This is a genomic window from Streptomyces sp. NPDC019937, assembly GCF_040631655.1.
GTDB lineage: Bacteria > Actinomycetota > Actinomycetes > Streptomycetales > Streptomycetaceae > Streptomyces.
This window is the reverse complement of record NZ_JBEYAL010000047.1, coordinates 18,626-35,344: the sequence shown is the minus strand read 5'-3', so window position 1 is coordinate 35,344 and position 16,719 is coordinate 18,626. Positions and strand designations below refer to the sequence as shown.

Sequence of the window (16,719 nt, the reverse complement as noted above, 5' to 3'; positions counted from 1 at the left end):
CTTGTCCGGGTGACCGTGAACGCTGAATCCCACGCCGGTGGCAACACCTGGCAGTCCCTTCCCGCGGCGCAGCAGCCTGACTGGCCGGACCAAGCGGCTCTGCGCGATGTGATCGCTGAGCTCGAGGCCTATCCGCCGCTCGTCTTCGCGGGCGAGTGCGACGCGCTGCGGCACCGTCTGGGGGCCGTGGCCCGGGGCGAGGCGTTTTTGCTGCAGGGCGGTGACTGCGCCGAGGCCTTCGACGGTGTGAGCGCCGACCACATCCGTAACAAGCTGAAGACCCTCCTGCAGATGGGTGCCGTGCTGACCTACGCCGGGTCCGTCCCGGTGGTGAAGGTCGGCCGGATCGCCGGCCAGTACAGCAAGCCGCGCTCGAAGCCGACCGAGACCCGCGACGGGGTGACCCTGCCCACGTACCGCGGGGACTCGGTCAACGGCTTCGAGTTCACGGAGGCGGCGCGGATCCCGGATCCGCAGCGGCTGAAGCGGATGTACCAGGCGTCGGCCTCGACGCTGAACCTGGTCCGCGCCTTCACCACCGGCGGCTACGCCGATCTGCGGCAGGTGCACGCCTGGAACCAGGACTTCGTGAAGTCGTCGCCCTCGGGGCAGCGCTACGAGGCGCTGGCGCGCGAGATCGACCGGGCGCTGAACTTCATGAACGCCTGCGGGGTGGACCCGGAGGAGTTCAAGACCGTCGAGTTCTTCTCGTCGCACGAGGCGCTGATCCTGGACTACGAGTCGGCGATGACCCGCACCGACTCGCGGACCGGCGACCTGTACGACGTGTCCGGCCACATGGTGTGGATCGGTGAGCGCACCCGGCAGCTGGACGGGGCGCACATCGAGTTCGCGTCGAAGATCCGTAACCCGGTGGGTGTGAAGCTCGGCCCGACGACCACGCCCGAAGAGGCGCTGACGCTGATCGAGAAGATCGACCCGGACCGGGAGCCGGGCCGCCTCACCTTCATCACGCGGATGGGTGCGGACAAGGTCCGCGACAAGCTGCCGCACCTGGTGGAGAAGGTCACCGCGTCCGGTGCGCAGGTGGCGTGGATCTGCGACCCGATGCACGGCAACACCTTCGAGGCCGCGTCGGGCCACAAGACGCGCCGCTTCGACGACGTGCTGGACGAGGTCAAGGGCTTCTTCGAGGTCCACAAGGAGCTGGGCACCCACCCGGGTGGCATCCATGTGGAGCTGACCGGTGACGACGTCACGGAGTGCGTGGGCGGCGGCGACGAGATCTTCGTCGACGATCTGCACCAGCGGTACGAGACGGCCTGCGACCCGCGGCTGAACCGCAGCCAGTCGCTGGACCTGGCGTTCCTGGTCGCGGAGATGTACCGGGACCAGTAGAGATCATTTCTATGCCTGTGGGGCGCGGATCACATCGATCCGCGCCCCGCGGCGTTGTAAGGCTCCGGCATGGCAGGTAAGGTAAGGGTTACCTTATTGATCAACGCTGGAGAGTCTGCCCGTGTACGTCTGCTCATGCTTCGGCATCACCGAGAAGCAGGTGCGCGAGCACGCCGCCAAGGGCGCGTGCACCCCGCGCCAGATCGCCGGTGCCTGCAAGGCGGGCACGGACTGCGGTTCCTGCGTACGCAAGATCCAGGCGCTGCTGGGCCGGGGCGCGTGCCCGCGCCGCGACGCCCCGCTCGAACCCGTCACGCTGCCTGCTGCCGCCGCCGTGGTGGTCGAGGCCGCCGCAACGGCCGAGGCCGCCTAGCCGCGTCAGCTGCCGCTCGGCTGCTCGATCTGCTGGGCGATGTAGAGCGGCTCGCCCAGCTTCTCGATCAGTGCGAGCTGGGTGTCGAGGTAGTCGATGTGCTCCTCCTCGTCGGCGAGGATGCTCTCGAAGATGTTGGCCGAGGTGATGTCGCCCTTGGACCGCATCAGCTCGATGCCGCGCTTGAGCCGGTCGATGGCCTCGACCTCCACCTGGCGGTCGGCCTGGAACATCTCGGTGACCGTCTGGCCCACCCGGACGTGGAAGAGCCGCTGGTAATTGGGGAGACCGTCCAGGAGGAGGATGCGGTCGGTGAGCATCTCCGCGTGCTTCATCTCATCGAACGACTCCGACCGGGTGTATGCGGCCAGTCGTGTCCAGCCAAAGTTGTCCTGCATCTTCGAATGCAGGAAATACTGATTGATGGCCGTCAGCTCGCCGGTCAGCTGCTCGTTGAGGAATTCCAGAACCTCGGGGTCGCCCTGCATCGAAGGGGCTCCTTCCCATCAGAAGGGGGAATGCCAGGTTCCGGCATCGTTGCATCGTCGCAGCTGGGGCGTCCAGCAAGGGCACGCTTAGTGCGAGTTGCCCCGGCGCCGCATGCCCTGGTCCCGACCACCCCCGGCGGTCTGAGAGCATGGAGTCCATGGGTCAGCCGGAGCACCGTGAGGGAGAGCTCGCGCAGCTGCCTCCGGGTCAGCGACTGCAGCGCGGGTGGCCGGTTACGCACTATGGACCGGTCCCGAAATTCCGGCCGGACCGATGGGAGTTCCGGGTCTTCGGCGCGACGGCGGACGGGGAGAAGCACCGCTGGACGCATGAGGAGTTCTCCGCCCTGCCCTACTCGACGGTCGTCGCCGATCTGCACTGCGTCACCAAGTTCTCCATGCTGGGCGCGGAATGGGGCGGCGTCGCGGCGAGCGAGATCATCAAGCTCGCGCCGCCGGCGCCCGGCGTCACGCACGTCATGGTGTGGGCGGAGTACGGCTTCAGCTCGAACCTGCGGCTGTCGGACTTCATGACCGAGGCGGCCATGTTCGCCACCCACAAGGACGGCGAGCTGCTGACCGCGGAGCACGGCTTCCCGCTGCGGCTGATCGTCCCGCACCTCTACGCGTGGAAGGGCCCGAAGTGGGTCCGCGGCGTCGAGTACATGACCGCCGACCGGCGGGGCTTCTGGGAAGAGCGCGGCTACCACAACATCGGCGACCCCTGGCGCGAGCAGCGCTACACCTACCAGGAGGAGCCGGGCGACGGGCCCGAGCTGTAGGGCGCCGCCTCGCTCAGTTGGTGCGGCTGGACCAGCCCTCGGGGAGGGCGCCGGGTGCCGTCGCGATGACCGATTCGTCGTCCGCGCCGACGTGCTCGAAGAGGGTGATCCTGGCGAACTCGGGGACGACGTACACCGGGTACGTCGGGCCCTGGTCGCGGTAGGCGCGCATCGCGTCGAGGTGGTCGTTCTGGTAGCAGACGGTCCGCTCGCCGTGCTCCTCGACCCAGTGCGGGAAGAAGATCACGCCGTGCAGACGGCGCTTGCGCGGCATGACGTTCACCGAGACGGAGGTGCCGGTGGGCTCGTTCCAGGAGACCTTGAAGCTGTCGTCGTCCAGCTGGACCAGATCCACGTGCTGGTCCTTGACCCAGCGGCCGCCGACCATGCCGGAGTGGATGCGGTAGTCGATGGTGTGGTCGTTCTTCACGTACATCTCGTACTGCCAGCCGTTGGCGTAGGTGTAGATGAAGCGGTGTCCGACGATCCCGGAGAGGTCCTGCGGGGGGACGGGGTTGGCGACGGTGGTCATGGTCTGTACTGCCTCCTCGGGGTGGGATCAAGGCCTGCCTCTCCATTTTGCAACAAAACTGTTTTGAGGCAAAACCAGTGGTCCCTGCAGAATGGGATCCATGGACACCGCGACCGAGTTCGGCCGACTTCTCGGCCCCCTGCGCAGGGCCGTCCTGCGCACCCGCCACACCGCAGGGCTCCCCGAGCTGCCGGAGGCCCAGATCGAGCTGCTGCGGGTGCTCGCCGCGGGGGACGCGACCCCGCGCGAGGTCGCGTCCCGCCTGCGCGTCGCGCCGTCCACGGTGAGCAATCTGGTCCGCGCCATGACCGCCGCCGGCCTGGTCGAGCGCACCCCCTCCACCGTCGACCTGCGCACCGTCCGGCTGACCGCCTCGCCCAAGGCGCTGGACATGCTCGACGCCTACGACCGCACCAGCACGGCCGCCCTGCGCAGGGCCCTGGACGGCCTCGACCCGGCAGGTCGCGAGGCGCTGGAGCGGGCGCTGCCCGTGCTGGACGACCTGCTCGTCGCCCTGGAGGCGGAGGCGCCGGGGGAGGGGTGACCGGTCCGGGTCAGTGGTATTGGTGCACCACCGCGTGGCCCTTCCCCCGCCCGATCATCCACTTGTTGACCGGTGTGGTGATGACGAAGGCGACCGCGAAGGACAGGGCCAGGCTCAGCCAGAACAGGGCGTCGGCGAGGGTCGCGTCCATCGCGCCCGGGAACAGCAGGATCGTTCCGTTGTCCGCCAGCTCCATCACGATGATCGACACGGTGTCCGCCGCCAGGGCGACCCGTAGCGCGCTCCGCAGGTCGAGCCCGGCGCGCAGGACGCCGCGCATCGTGAGGGAGTAGCCGAAGACGAAGGCCAGCACGATCGCGAGGATCATGGTGGGGACGTTGTGCCAGGCCAGTGCCGTGCCGATGGCCATGCCCAGGATCTCGCCGATGGCGCAGCCGGTGAGGCAGTGCAGGGTGGCCTGGGCGGCCATGGGCCAGTCGGCGGGTGCGGGGCCGTCGTGGTGGCCGTGGCCGGTTTCGCCGTGCGCGTGGTGCTCCATGTGATCCATGTCGGATGCCCCCATGGGGTAGTAGCGATCCTTCGGCGGAAGGAACGCTATACCCCTAGGGGGTATTCCTCAACGGGTCTGCCGTCATCCGTCCCGCAGGGCCTTGAGCCGTGCGACGTCCGCCGCGTGCCCCTCGGTCCCGCCCGGAGTCTCGATCACCAGCGGCACCCCCCGCGTCGCCGGATGCGTGAACAGCTCCCGGAACGGCTCCTCGCCGATGTGCCCGGCGCCGATGTTCGCGTGCCGGTCCTTGTGCGCGCCGACCACGTCCTTGGAGTCGTTCGCGTGGATCAGCTTCAGCCGCCCCGGGCCGGTGACGTCCACCAGCTCGTCCAGCGTCTGCTTCATCCCGCCGGGGGCGGCCAGGTCGTGACCGGCGGCGAAGACATGGCAGGTGTCGAGGCAGACGCCCAGCTTCGGATGCCGGTCCAGCGCCTCGAAGTACGGGCCGAGATCCTCCACCAGCGCGCACAGCGACGTCCCCTGCCCCGCGGTCGGCTCCAGCAGCAGGGGCGGGTCGTCGTCATGCGTCAGCTCGTCCAGCAGTGGCAGCACCCGCTCCCGCACCTGCGCCATCGCCGTCTCCCGCGCCCGCCCGCCGGTCGCCGAACCGGTGTGCACGACGACCCCGAGCGCCCCGATGTCCCGGCCGCGGCGGAGCGAATGCCGCAGCGAATCGACGGAGCGCTCGGCGGTGGCCTCGGTGTGCGAACCGAAGTTGATCAGGTACGGGGCGTGGATGTACACCGGCACCGACCGCTCGGCGCACCCGGCGCGGAACGCCTCGTCCTGGGCCGGGGTGCCGGTCGGGGTGGCCCAGCCGCGGGGATTGGCGACGAAGACCTGCACGGCCTCGGCGCCGATGTCCCGCGCGTGCGGAAGGCCGGTGGTGGCGAGGCCACCGGCGACGCGGATGTGGCCGCCGATGGGGTTGCGGCTGCGATTCGTACTCACCCCTCCAGCATCCCAGCCCGCCCGGGTGGTTCCGTCAGGAGGAGTGGCCGGGGTCGCGGAAGCACCGGGAGTACACGGCGAACGAGATGATCGGGTCGTCGCCTTCGGACCGCTTCCTCCAGGTGGCTTCCATCTGGGTGTGTGTTTTGGTGTGAACGGCAAGAATCTCCCGGTTTCGATTCTTGCTCGCGTCCGGCCCGTCCTTCACGATCCGCCAACCCTGCTTCGGCAATTGAGCCGCGAGGTTTTCCATGCCTTTTTCGAGGGTCTTGTTGTCGACGTCGTAGATGGACCAGGGGTGTCGGACGCTGCGATACTTCTTCGTGTCGCTGTCATCGACGTCGCAGGAACTGGCCATGGGGGCGATGTCGGTCACCTTTCCCTTGATCTTCAGCATCTCGAGCAGCCTGCTGGAGAGTGTGCCGACTTCCTCTTCCACCGCTCGACTTTTGCGAACCTGCGGCTCGTACTCCAGTCCGCTCGACTTTTTGTCCATCGAGGAACACCCCACCGTCAAGATCAGGGCGCTCAACAGCGCCAGGCTTGCGTAGATCTTCCTTCCGTCCGGCAGAGTCATTCGCGGGTCTCCTGCTTCAGTTGAACTTCGTCATACTCGCCCACGATGACGCTGGCTTGATTCGTCAGACTTTGTGAGGCCCCGCTGCTGTTGTAATCCCAGTAGCCACTATGGCCCTCGGTGTCCGTCGTCATGACATTGGCGCCGAAGGCCGCATCCGAGGGAACGATGCTGTCCTCACCGAGCCCGGCCTTCCGGCCCCAGTCCGGTACGGTGTCGTCCGGGGAGGCCATCGCCCAGAAGTGCTGGGGGTCGATGCCCATGTCGCCGGGCGATTTCGCCTGCACGCCAGGGCTGGCCACCGTCATGACGTCATCCACCGGCAGGGGGTCGTGGGCCCGATTCCCATGGTAAGGAGGATCGACCTTGGCGGCGTCGCCTATGACCGTGGTGCCGTAACTGTGGCCCATGAGCGTGCTGTGGCCCTTTTCTCCCGTGGCCGCCTCGTGTGCCGCCGCATTGCCGTCGAGGAACTGCCGGAGGCGGGGCGCCCCTTCAGCCGCGTATTTATCGGACATGGCTTCGGGGAGAACGTCGTGTTCGATCATGGGTTTCACCGAGCGCGGTGAGTTGTAGTCGAACCACGTGATCGTCGACACTGAATCATTGGGGCGTAGAGAGGAGCTTTCCCGCCACAACTTCTCACTCTTGTCCAGCTCGTCACCGATGTTGGTCTGGTCCGTCTTCGAGCCCGGCACATACGTTGCGGTGTGGTCGGCGGTGTCCGGATTGCCGTTGGCGATGATGACCCTTCCGTCGGTATTCGCAAAGGGGTCGAACCCCAGGAGATACGCCTCGGGGAGGTTGTTCGTCCCCGTCCTCTCGAAGCGCTTCTCGATGTTGTCCATACCGGCCAATGCTTTGTCCAGCTGCTTGGCTCGATTCTCGTATTTGTGGTGCCAGGCGAGCCATTCGTCGGTGTACACCGCCTCGACCTTGGGGCCGAGAGACCTGAATTTCGTGGGCTCGGACGGGATCGCGTCCCGCTCCGTCCGGTACTGGGCGCGTGCCTCGCTCAGTACGGTGCGGTTCGCCTCGTCACGTACTTCGGCGGGAAGCCCGTCCGTCTTGCCCAGGCCGGCCGGGTCCAGGGCGATCAGGGCTTCCTGCTGATCTTTGGACAGACCCTTCCACCACTGGGCGGTCAACTGGGGATCGCCGTTCCTGGGCCGGTCCTTGATGGCGTCCAGATAGTCCTTCGCGGCCGTGCGGACGCCGCCGGTGTCCTTCTTGGTGTCGATCCAGTCGTCGTCGGAGACCGTCAGATCGTCATCGGCCTTCAGTGATCGCAGCTTCGGGGCCCACAACTCGTCGGCCTCCGCCGCCTCCTGGATCGCCTGGGCGATGCGGTCGGCACACTCCAGGGCCCGGGCATGGTTGGGGTTGGGATCGAAGTTGGCTGCCTGCCGGGCCACGGACCTGGCAGCGTCCGACGAATCAGCGGCGTCCGAGAGCGGCCCCTTCGGCGAAGCCTTTGCGATGCCGTAGACCTTTCCGCCCTCCGGAGTCCTGCCGTCCTCTCCCTTCTCGCCCCCTGCCGGATAGCTCACCGAGCCATCCGCGTTCACCGTGAGCTTTTGCTCCTGCGCATCCGCCACAGCGGAGTCGAGCTTGTTCTTCGCTGCCCGGAAGTCGCTTGCCATGGCGTTCAGCGCCGTACTGACGAGACCGCACTCCACCTGGATGTAATGGAAGTTCTGCCCTAATGTCCGTAACTGAGTGAGGGCTGCCGAAGCGGCCTCGCCCTCAAGGGCCGCCTGCATCTTGCCGGCGATCCGCCGCTCAACCGTCTCCCTGGCGTGGTCGGCCATGTTGCTGACGGACTGATAGCCATCGGCGGCGTCCTCGAACTCCGACGGCTTGAGGGACGTGAGAGTCGCGTAATCCACTGCTCCCCGTCACCTGCCCCGGCTCTCGCCGCCGACCGGCTTGGTGTCCTTGTACGCGCCGTCCAGCCGATCGAAGGAGTGCTTGGTGGCCTCGTCGTTCTTCTGGTGTTCATCCCCGGCCTTCTCGAGCCGGTCCTGGAGGGTGCCGCATTTGCCGCTCACACCCTTCAGATAACGCGTCCAGGAGTGGTACAGCTCCCGCTGGGCCGCCCCGCACTTGGTGCCGCCCCCGGTCTTGCTGCCCGCGCCGAGGCCCTGCTGCTTCTCCTCCAACTTCGTGAGCGCGGTCCTGATGTTCCCCCGAAGCTTGCCGACGTCCCTGCCCGCCGTCGTCCACGCGGTCCTGGTGGACTTCAGCTTTCCCGAGCCGCCCTTCCCCCAGTTGGGCAGGCCGTCGGCGCTTGCGAGATTCATGCGCTCCCCCTCCGTCGCGTCTCGCGACTCACAGTGACCGAGGGATCAGTGTAGGGAGCCGGGCGGGGCGCCTCCATGAGTGTGCGTACTCAGGCACCGGTCCAGGTGACCGGGAGTTCGTGGACGCCGTAGATGTTCATGTCGGTCCTGAGTCGCACCTCGTCGGCGGGGATGGCGAGCGCGAGGGTCGGGAAGCGGCGCAGCAGTCCGTCGAAACCGGCGCGCATCTCGATGCGGGCCAGTTGCTGGCCGAGGCATTGGTGGACGCCGTGGCCGAAGGACAGGTGGCCGCGGGCCTTGCGGTGGATGTCCAGGGTGTCGGGATTGTCGAAGCGCTGGGGGTCGTGGTTGGCGGCCAGCAGCGAGACGACGACGGTCGATCCCTCACGGATGGTTTCCCCGCCGAGTTCGATGTCCTCCGTGGCGTAGCGATAGAAGATGTCGGCGACGGACAGGTAGCGCAGGAGTTCCTCGACGGCGTCGGGGAGCAGATCCGGGTCGGCGCGCAGTTCCGCCAGCTGCTCGGGGTGCTCCAGGAGCGCGAAGGTGCCAAGACCCAGCATGTTGGCGGTGGTCTCGTGGCCCGCGAGCAGCAGCAGGAAGGCGACGCCGGACAGCTCCTCGATGGTCAGGTCGTCATCCCGGGCCAGGTCGGACAGCAGGTCCTCGCCGGGCTCGGCGCGCTTGCGCGTGACCAGTTCGGACAGGTACGCGGTCATCGCGCCGAACGCGGCTATCTTCTTGTCGAGCGTCTGGTCCTTGACCATGATCTTGGCGGAGTTGACCTGGAAGGTGTCGCGGTCCGCGTAGGGGACACCGAGCATTTCGCAGATCACCAGCGAGGGCACCGGCAGCGCGAACTCCTGGACCAGGTCGACCGGTGGGGTCAGGCGCGCCAGCTCGTCCAGTTGCCGCTCGGTGATCTCGATGATGTGCTCTTCGAGCATCTTCATGCGTTTGACGGTGAAGGCGCCGGTGAGCTTGCGCCGCAGCCGGGTGTGGTCCGGCGGGTCCATGGAGATGAACAGGCCCGGCGACTGCGGGATGGGCTCGGTGGGGGCGGGCATGCCGGAGATCTCGTACGGCACGTGGGGAATGCCGATGTCCCGGCGGGAGCTGAACCGGGTGTCGGCCATGAGCCGGCGGACCGCGTCGTAGCCGGTGACGAGCCAGCCCTCATGACCATCGGGGAAGTTCATGGGACTGACGGGGCGAGCCTCGCGCAGCCGGGTGATCCGGCGGGGCGGGTCGAAGGGGCCCGCGTCGCGCTCCAGGGGGAGGCCCTGCGGGATGGGAACCGTTCGACTCATCGGGATCCTTCCGTGGCGGTCGTTGTGGCCACATTCCCCGACGGGCCTGACAAACGACTGACACGGCTCTGATATCGGCCACGGCGGGGCGGCCCTAGAAGACGCCGCCCTTCACCTTGATCGTGATCTTGCTGCCCTTCGGCGCCTTGTCGCCGCCGGACACCGACTGGTCCTTCACCGTGTCGCCCGGGAACAGCAGCGGCTTGTCGACGTTCACCGTGAAGCCCGCGTCCTCCAGCTTCCGCTTCGCGTCGTCGATCTTGTCGCCCTCGACGTCCGGGACCTCGATCATCTGCTGCCCCTTGGAGAGGGTGAGGGTCACCGTGTCGCCCTTGGCGCCCCTGGTGCCCTCGCCCGGGGACTGTGCGGCGATCGTGCCCCTGTCCTCGTCCGAGAACGCCCGGCGCTCGGCGAACTCGACCTTGAAGCCCGCGTCGCGCAGCTCGGACCGGGCGTCGGCGGGGTCGTCGCCGATGAGGTCGGGGATGTCGATGGGCTCGCCCTTGCTGACCACGATGTTCACGGCCGTGTCGGGGCGGCGGACAGCGTCCGGGCCTGGGGTGGTGGAGAGCACCGCGTTCTGCGGGGTCTCGGTGCTGAAGCTGCGGGTGACGGTGCCCACCCTCAGCCCGGCGTCGGCGATCTTCTGCTTGGCCTCGGTGAGCGGTCGGCCGACCACGTTGGGCACCTCGGCCCGCGGCGGGCCCTGGGAGACGTGGATGGTGACGGTGCCGGTGGAGCGGATGCGCTCGCCGACGCCGGGCTTGGTGCTGATGACCTTGTTCTTGTCCACGACGTCGCTGTAGTCCTGGACGACCTTCACGTCCAGACCGGCGCCGTGGAGCTTCTTCTCCGCGTCCGACTGGGTCATCTTCAGCACGGACGGCACGTTGGTGAACTGCCCGGCGCTGATGTACCAGACCCCGGCGCCGATGCCGAGGGCCAGCAGCACGGCGGCGACGATCGTCACCACGCCGCGGCGCGGCATCCGGCGGCGCGGCCGGGGCTCGGGCGGGTCCGGGGGAAGGTCGAGGCGGCTGGTGTGGTGGAGGTCGTCCTGGGCGGGCGCGGCGGCGGCCCCGGCGGGGCGGGGGATCACCGCCGTACGGTCCTCGGAGCCGTCGCCGGGGGCGTCCTCGTGGGCCTGCGGCGGTACGGCGTCCAGCTGGGCGTCGGTGAGGGCGGCCCGCGCCGTGCGCACCTGGCCCAGGAGCGCGACGGCGTCGGTGGGGCGCAGGGACACGTCGCGCACGGTGGCGGAGGCGACCAGCGCGTCCAGCTCCGGCGCGACCTCGGGCGCGGCGACGGACGGGGGCGGGACGTCCTCGTGCAGATGCTGGTAGAGGACCTGCGCGGGGGTGCTGCCGCCGTGCGGCTTGGAACCGGTGAGCATCTCGTACAGGACGACGCCGCACGCGTAGACGTCGGCGCGGGTGTCGGCCGTGCCGTGCTCGATCTGCTCGGGCGCGAGGTAGGACACGGTGCCCAGGACGGAGCCTGTGGAGGCGCTGGTGTTGGTGTCCACCGCCCTGACCAGGCCGAAGTCGGCGACCTTGACCCGGCCGTCGTCGCCGATCAGGACGTTCTCCGGCTTCATGTCGCGGTGGACGAAGCCCGCGCGGTGGGCGGCGCCGAGGGCGGCCAGGACTGGTTCCAGGATGTCCAGGGCGGCGCGGGGCTGAAGGGCGCCGCGCTCGCGCAGCACGTCACGCAGGGTGCACCCGGCGACGTACTCCATGGCCAGGTAGACGTGCGCGCCGTCGGTGCCCTGGTCGTAGACGCCGACCACATTGGCGTGCGCGAGTCTGGCGACGGACTTGGCCTCGCGGATGAAGCGGTCCACGAAGGCGGCGTCCGAGGCGAGGCTCTGGTGCATCACCTTCAGGGCGAGGACGCGGTCGAGCCGCGTGTCGACGGCCCGGTAGACCGTCGCCATCCCGCCCACGGCGATGCGCGCCTCGACGCGGTAGCGGCCGTCGAGCACCTGCCCGACAAGGGGGTCCTGGAGCGTCGTATCCACGAGAGTGCAGTCTACGAGCCGTCAGCGCCGCGTTGGACCGGTGCCCACATGTCCGGTACGTGCTGCGACACAACGGTGACCTCGGTCTCAGTTGTGCGAGGCGGCGGCCAGGGCGGCCAGCTCCTCGCACGCGGAGGTCCAGGCCAGGGCGGCGTACTCGGCGTGCTTGGCCTTGGCCTCGTCCGGGAGGTCGAGCGCGCGGATACCGGTCTCGGCGAGGCGGAGGCGGGTGCCCGCGCCCTCCGGGGAGAGCGTGAACTCGACCACGGTGGCCTGGCCGGGCCCGAGCGGGGCGCGGTCGGGCGCGTGGGCCAGCCGGAAGCGGAAGAGGGCGTCGGGGACCGCCCGCTCGACCCGGCCGTGGAACTCCCCGTGCTCGTCCCAGCGGAAGCGGACGGTGCCGCCGGGGTGCGCATCGATCTCGCAGCCGCCGGGGGCGTACCAGGTGCGGATGTGCTCCGGCGTGGTCAGCACCCGCCAGACGCGGTCGACGGGGGCGGCGACGTAGGTCTCGCGCTCGATCCGGTCGGCCACGGTCACGGTCACGGCGACCACCTCCGCTTCCCACGGTAGGACGCCCCGTTGCCGTCCGTTACGCGAACGCGGGCCGCTCCGGGTCGAGGGCGGCCAGGCCCTCGGCCGGGGACGACGCCTCGGCGAAGTGGCGGCGCGGGATGCGGCCCGACCGGTGCGCGAGCCGCCCCGCGGCCACGGCGTGCCGCATGGCCCCCGCCATCAGCACCGGCTCCTGCGCCCGTGTCACGGCCGAGGCCAGCATGACCGCCGCGCAGCCCAGCTCCATGGCCAGCGCGGCGTCGGACGCCGTGCCCGCGCCCGCGTCGAGGATCACCGGAACCCCGGCGCGCTCGGTGATCAGCTGGAAGTTGTGCGGGTTGCGGATGCCCAGACCGGAGCCGATCGGCGAGCCCAGCGGCATGATCGCGGCGCAGCCGACGTCCTCCAGCTTCCGGGCCAGCACGGGATCGTCGTTGGTGTACGGCAGGACCGTGAAGCCGTCGTCCACCAGGGTCTCGGCGGCCTCCAGCGTCTCGATGGGGTCGGGGAGCAGGGTGCGCTCGTCGGCGACGACCTCCAGCTTCACCCAGTCGGTGCCCAGCGCCTCGCGGGCGAGCCGGGCGGTCAGCACGGCCTCCCCGGCGGTGAAGCAGCCCGCGGTGTTGGGCAGCGGGCGGATGCCGTGCCGGTTCAGTACGGACAGCACCGAGCCCTGCACCGTGGGGTCCAGGCGGCGCATGGCGACCGTGGTCAGCTCGGTGCCGGAGGCGAGCAGCGAGCGCTCCAGGACGTCCAGGCTGGGCGCGCCGCCGGTGCCCATGATCAGGCGGGAGCCGAAGGTCGTACCGGCGATGGTGAGCGGATCGGCGTCGGTCAGGACCTCGTCGAGGGTCGTCGCCTGTGGTGTGGGGTGAGACATGGGGTTCAGCCTCCTTGGACCGCGGTGAGGACCTCGACGCGATCGCCGTCGCCGAGCGGGGTCGCGGGCCACTGGCCGCGCGGGACGACCGTCTCGTTGACGGCCGCGGCGACGCCCGAGGGCGCCTGGGTGAGGGTCGCGACGACCCCGTCGAGGGTGGTGCCGTCGGGCAGCTCGCGGGGCTCGCCGTTCACGGTGACGGTCATGCGATGTGCTCCTGTACTGCCGCGAGGTGCGGCGCGAAGCGGCGCGGGGAGAACGGCCGCGCGTCGGGCGGGAGTTCGCCGCCGGTCAGAGCCTCGGCCATGACATCGCCGGTGATCGGGGTGAGCAGGACGCCGTTGCGGTAGTGGCCGGTGGCCAGCTGGAGGCCCGGCAGCGCGGTCGGGCCGAGCAGCGGGGCGTTGTCGGGGGAGCCGGGGCGCAGCCCGGCGCGGGTCTCGACGAGCGGCAGCTCGGTGATGCCGGGCACCAGCTCGTGCGCGTCGCGCAGCAGCTCGTACACCCCGCCCGCGGTGACCGTGGTGTCCCAGCCCAGCTCCTCCGTGGTCGCGCCGACGACCAGCTCGCCGTTCTCGCGCGGGACGAGGTAGACGTGCCCGCCGCGCACCACGGCCCGCACGGTCCGGGACAGGAACGGCGCGTACGGGCCGGGCACCGACAGCCGCAGCACCTGGCCCTTGACGGGGCGTACGGGCGGCAGGACCTCCTCGGGGACGCCCGGGAGCCGCCCGCTGAGGCTGCCGGCGGCCAGCACGGTCTGCCAGGCGGCCAGCCGGGTGCCATCGGCCAGCTCGGCCCCGGCGGCCCGGTCGCCGTCCAGCGCCAGCCGCTCCGCGCGGGCGCGGTGGAGGGCCACCCCGGCGCGCTCGCACGCCGTCAGCAGCGCGGCCGCCAGCCGCCGCGGGTCGATCTGGTGGTCGCCGTCGACGCGCAGGCCCCCGCGCACGCCCGGCGCGAGCATCGGCTCCAGGCGCCGGCATTCGCGCCCGGTCAGCCACTGCGCGTCCAGCCCGAGCCGCTGCTGGAAGGCGTGCAGCTCCCGCAGATGCGCGCGGTCGTCCGCGTCGAGCGCGACCGAGAGCGTGCCGCAGGTGCGAAAGCCCAGGTCGTGGCCGCTCGCCTCCTCCAGCTCCGCAACGAAGGACGGATAGCGGCGCGCCGAGGCCAGATTCAGCCCGAGCAGGGTCTGCTCGCCGTAGTGCAGCTCGGTGACGGCGGCCAGCATCCCGGCCGCGACCTGGGCGGCACCGCCGCCGGGCGCCGGGTCGGCGACGGCGGTGCGCAAGCCCCGCTGGGCCGCCCGCCAGGCCGTGACCAGGCCGATGATGCCGCCGCCGATGACGAGGACGTCGTACGGCGCGTCACCGGCGGGTGCCTCGCGCGCTGTGTGGGGTGGCGTGTGCATGGGCTGTCGCCCCCTCCCTTCGCCGGCATGACCCGGATCAGGTTCGTACGGTCGGAGGCCGCGCCAGCCTCCCTCTCAGCCCGGTGCGCCCGGGCTCCCGCGAGTGCTCTGTCCCGCCACCCTAGTACGCGCCCCGAATCGCCCGGAAGGGAGCGCCCCGGGCGGGGCCGGGTGCCGGGGCCCCTTCGCGACGGCCGTCCGGCCGGCCGGGCTGTGCCCGAGATCTCGTCGTGCGCTCTGCGGTCCGCCCCACCTGCCGCAATACAGTGATCGTGTGAGCGATGAGACGACGAAGACGATGGCGTCCTCGGCGGGTGGCGGCGGACAGCGGGTGGTGATCGTCGGCGCGGGCATGGCGGGGGTGCAGACCGCGGTCGCGCTGCGGGAGCAGGGCTGGACCGGGGAGATCCTGCTGCTGGGCGCCGAGCCCCATCAGCCGTACGACCGGCCGCCGCTGTCCAAGGCCGTACTGCTCGGCAAGGCCGAGGGGTCCGCGTTCGACGTGGACTTCGCCGCGCTCGGCATCGAGCTGCGCCTCGGCGTCCCGGTGACCGGGCTGGACACCGGCGGGCGGACGGTGGACACCGGATCGGGCCCGATCCCGTACGACGTCCTGGTGATCGCCACCGGCGCCGAGCCGATCGCCCTGCCCGGCAGCGAGGACGTGCCGGGCGTCCACCTCCTGCGCACCCTGGACGACGCCGAGCGGCTGCGCCCGGTGCTCGCCGGACAGGGCGAGGTCGTGGTGGTCGGGGCGGGCTGGATCGGAGCGGAGTTCGCGACCGCCGCCCGCGAGGCGGGCTGCGCGGTGACGGTCGTCGAGGCCGCGGACCGGCCGCTGGTCGGCGCCCTCCCGGCGGAGGTCGCCGCCCATATGACCGGCTGGTACGCCGACTACGGCGCCACCTTGGTCACCGGCGCGCGGGTGACCGCGCTCGACCGGAACGGGCTGCGGCTCGGCGACGGCACCCGGCTGCGGGCCGGTGCGGTGGTCGTCGGCATCGGCGCCCGGCCCGCGACCGGCTGGCTGGCCGGTTCGGGCGTGGAACTCGCCGAGGACCGGTCCGTCGCCGCCGACGAGGGGCTGCGCGCCTCGGCGCCCGACGTGTACGCCGTCGGCGACTGCGCGTCCTTCCCCTCCGCCCGCTACGGGACCCGGCTGCTGGTGCACCACTGGGACAACGCGCTCCAGGGGCCGCGGACGGTCGCCGCCAACGTGGTGGGCAGCCGCACCGCGCACTTCCCCGGCCAGGTCTACGACCCGGTGCCGTACTTCTGGTCCGAGCAGTTCGGGCGGTTCGTGCAGTACGCCGGACACCACCCGGGCGCCGACGAACTGGTCTGGCGGGGCGACCCGGACGGCACCGCATGGTCGGTGTGCTGGCTGCGGGACGGGGGCCTGGTCGCCCTGCTGGCCGTCGGCCGTCCGCGCGATCTGGCCCAGGGCCGCAAGCTGATCGAACGCGGCGCCCGGCTGGACCGGACCCGGGCCACGGATCCGTCGGTGCCGCTGAAGTCGGCCGTTCTGTGACCCACCGGTGCCCTGGGGCGGGGGTGCGGGGCCCGGCGGCCCCGCACTCCGCGGCCCGCGCGGCGGACGCCCGGCTACCCACTGTCAGTCCCAGATGGCAGGCTTGTTCTGTGACCGAGATTGACGCAAAGATCGATGCTCTCGTCCCCGCCTGGCTCACTCTCCCCGACGTCGCCGACCGGCTGGGCGTCGAGGTGACCCGTGTGAGGCAGCTGGTCAAGGAGGGCCAGCTGATCGCGGTGCGCCGTGGCGAGAACCGGGTGCTGCAGGTGCCCGAGGACTTCGTCGGTGACGGGAAGGTCGTCAAGGGGCTCGTGGGCACCCTGACCCTCCTCAAGGACGACGGCTTCAGCGACGAGGAGATGCTGGAGTGGCTCTTCACCCCCGACCCGAGCCTGCCGGGCACCCCGGCCCAGGCGCTGCGCGAGAATCGCGGCACGGAAGTGAAGCGGCGCGCGCAGGCGCTCGCCGTCTGACGCCGCCCGCCGCTCCCTGAACCAACCGGGTTCCCGGACCCTCGAGGTTCCTCCACCGTCTCCGAACCACCAGGCGTACGGGCCGCACGGCCGCCGTCCCCGGCGGCACCCCGGCCCGT

Annotated in this window: 19 protein-coding genes and 1 riboswitch; of the genes, 6 read left to right on the top strand and 13 right to left on the bottom strand. The window is 70.4% G+C overall.

Going from position 1 to position 16,719, the window contains the following annotated elements:
• The first annotated feature begins 9 nt into the window (after positions 1-9).
• Both ABZ562_RS34810 and ABZ562_RS34805 read left to right on the top strand, forming a co-directional pair.
• The gene (locus ABZ562_RS34810; protein WP_361487601.1) at positions 10-1,359 is read left to right on the top strand and encodes a class II 3-deoxy-7-phosphoheptulonate synthase; all 1,350 of its coding nucleotides are present in this window, start codon (positions 10-12) and stop codon (positions 1,357-1,359) included.
• Positions 1,360-1,480: 121 nt separating this feature from the next.
• Positions 1,481-1,732: a (2Fe-2S)-binding protein gene (locus ABZ562_RS34805; RefSeq protein WP_361487599.1), complete on the top strand. Its 252-nt coding sequence runs from the start codon at positions 1,481-1,483 to the stop codon at positions 1,730-1,732.
• 5 nt (positions 1,733-1,737) lie between these two features.
• Here ABZ562_RS34805 and bfr read toward each other — a convergent pair whose 3' ends face one another.
• On the bottom strand, positions 1,738-2,220 hold the full coding sequence (gene bfr / locus ABZ562_RS34800) for a bacterioferritin (protein ID WP_361487597.1): 483 nt from the start codon (positions 2,218-2,220) through the stop codon (positions 1,738-1,740).
• Positions 2,221-2,378: 158 nt separating this feature from the next.
• Here bfr and ABZ562_RS34795 point away from each other — a divergent pair, with 158 nt between their 5' ends.
• Positions 2,379-3,002, top strand: coding sequence for a sulfite oxidase-like oxidoreductase (locus ABZ562_RS34795; protein WP_361487594.1), 624 nt, complete (start codon positions 2,379-2,381; stop codon positions 3,000-3,002).
• 13 nt (positions 3,003-3,015) lie between these two features.
• Here the strand turns inward: ABZ562_RS34795 and ABZ562_RS34790 are convergent, their stop codons facing one another.
• Entirely contained in the window at positions 3,016-3,534 is a 519-nt protein-coding gene (locus ABZ562_RS34790) for a phenolic acid decarboxylase (protein WP_055556271.1), read from the bottom strand.
• 100 nt (positions 3,535-3,634) lie between these two features.
• Between ABZ562_RS34790 and ABZ562_RS34785 the strand changes: the two genes are divergently transcribed.
• The gene (locus ABZ562_RS34785; protein ID WP_361487591.1) at positions 3,635-4,078 is read left to right on the top strand and encodes a MarR family transcriptional regulator; all 444 of its coding nucleotides are present in this window, start codon (positions 3,635-3,637) and stop codon (positions 4,076-4,078) included.
• Between the two features lie 10 nt (positions 4,079-4,088).
• On the opposite strand, the gene ABZ562_RS34780 is transcribed toward ABZ562_RS34785, so the two are convergent.
• The 11 genes from ABZ562_RS34780 to thiO all read right to left on the bottom strand — a co-directional run bounded on the left by ABZ562_RS34780 (position 4,089) and on the right by thiO (position 14,593).
• Complete coding sequence (locus ABZ562_RS34780; protein ID WP_361487589.1) at positions 4,089-4,601, bottom strand: DUF4396 domain-containing protein; 513 nt, start codon at positions 4,599-4,601, stop codon at positions 4,089-4,091.
• A gap of 69 nt (positions 4,602-4,670) precedes the next feature.
• Positions 4,671-5,540 (bottom strand): deoxyribonuclease IV, encoded by an 870-nt coding sequence (locus ABZ562_RS34775; RefSeq protein ID WP_361487587.1) that lies wholly within the window; start codon positions 5,538-5,540, stop codon positions 4,671-4,673.
• 34 nt (positions 5,541-5,574) lie between these two features.
• On the bottom strand, positions 5,575-6,117 hold the full coding sequence (locus ABZ562_RS34770; RefSeq protein WP_361487586.1) for a hypothetical protein: 543 nt from the start codon (positions 6,115-6,117) through the stop codon (positions 5,575-5,577).
• Positions 6,114-8,006: an alpha/beta hydrolase gene (locus ABZ562_RS34765; protein ID WP_361487583.1), complete on the bottom strand. Its 1,893-nt coding sequence runs from the start codon at positions 8,004-8,006 to the stop codon at positions 6,114-6,116. Before ABZ562_RS34765 ends, ABZ562_RS34770 begins: the two co-directional genes overlap by 4 nt.
• Before the next feature lie 9 nt (positions 8,007-8,015).
• Positions 8,016-8,420, bottom strand: a complete 405-nt coding sequence (locus tag ABZ562_RS34760) for a hypothetical protein (protein ID WP_361487581.1) — start codon at positions 8,418-8,420, stop codon at positions 8,016-8,018.
• Positions 8,421-8,509: 89 nt separating this feature from the next.
• Entirely contained in the window at positions 8,510-9,730 is a 1,221-nt protein-coding gene (locus ABZ562_RS34755) for a cytochrome P450 (protein WP_361487579.1), read from the bottom strand.
• Positions 9,731-9,824: 94 nt separating this feature from the next.
• Positions 9,825-11,750 carry a Stk1 family PASTA domain-containing Ser/Thr kinase gene (gene pknB / locus ABZ562_RS34750; protein WP_361487578.1) on the bottom strand — a complete coding sequence of 642 codons (1,926 nt, stop codon included), beginning with the start codon at positions 11,748-11,750 and terminating at the stop codon, positions 9,825-9,827.
• Positions 11,751-11,837: 87 nt separating this feature from the next.
• Entirely contained in the window at positions 11,838-12,296 is a 459-nt protein-coding gene (locus ABZ562_RS34745) for an SRPBCC domain-containing protein (RefSeq protein ID WP_361487577.1), read from the bottom strand.
• Between the two features lie 46 nt (positions 12,297-12,342).
• The gene (locus ABZ562_RS34740; RefSeq protein WP_361487677.1) at positions 12,343-13,143 is read right to left on the bottom strand and encodes a thiazole synthase; all 801 of its coding nucleotides are present in this window, start codon (positions 13,141-13,143) and stop codon (positions 12,343-12,345) included.
• A gap of 47 nt (positions 13,144-13,190) precedes the next feature.
• Positions 13,191-13,391 (bottom strand): sulfur carrier protein ThiS, encoded by a 201-nt coding sequence (thiS, locus tag ABZ562_RS34735; RefSeq protein WP_123106968.1) that lies wholly within the window; start codon positions 13,389-13,391, stop codon positions 13,191-13,193.
• The gene (gene thiO, locus ABZ562_RS34730; protein ID WP_361487576.1) at positions 13,388-14,593 is read right to left on the bottom strand and encodes a glycine oxidase ThiO; all 1,206 of its coding nucleotides are present in this window, start codon (positions 14,591-14,593) and stop codon (positions 13,388-13,390) included. Before thiO ends, thiS begins: the two co-directional genes overlap by 4 nt.
• Positions 14,591-14,704, bottom strand: a riboswitch (TPP riboswitch). (Overlaps the previous gene by 3 nt.)
• Before the next feature lie 187 nt (positions 14,705-14,891).
• Between thiO and ABZ562_RS34725 the strand changes: the two genes are divergently transcribed.
• Entirely contained in the window at positions 14,892-16,124 is a 1,233-nt protein-coding gene (locus tag ABZ562_RS34725; protein ID WP_361487674.1) for an FAD-dependent oxidoreductase, read from the top strand.
• Between the two features lie 110 nt (positions 16,125-16,234).
• Positions 16,235-16,600 carry an Rv2175c family DNA-binding protein gene (locus tag ABZ562_RS34720; RefSeq protein ID WP_055556296.1) on the top strand — a complete coding sequence of 122 codons (366 nt, stop codon included), beginning with the start codon at positions 16,235-16,237 and terminating at the stop codon, positions 16,598-16,600.
• Positions 16,601-16,719: the final 119 nt, after the last annotated feature.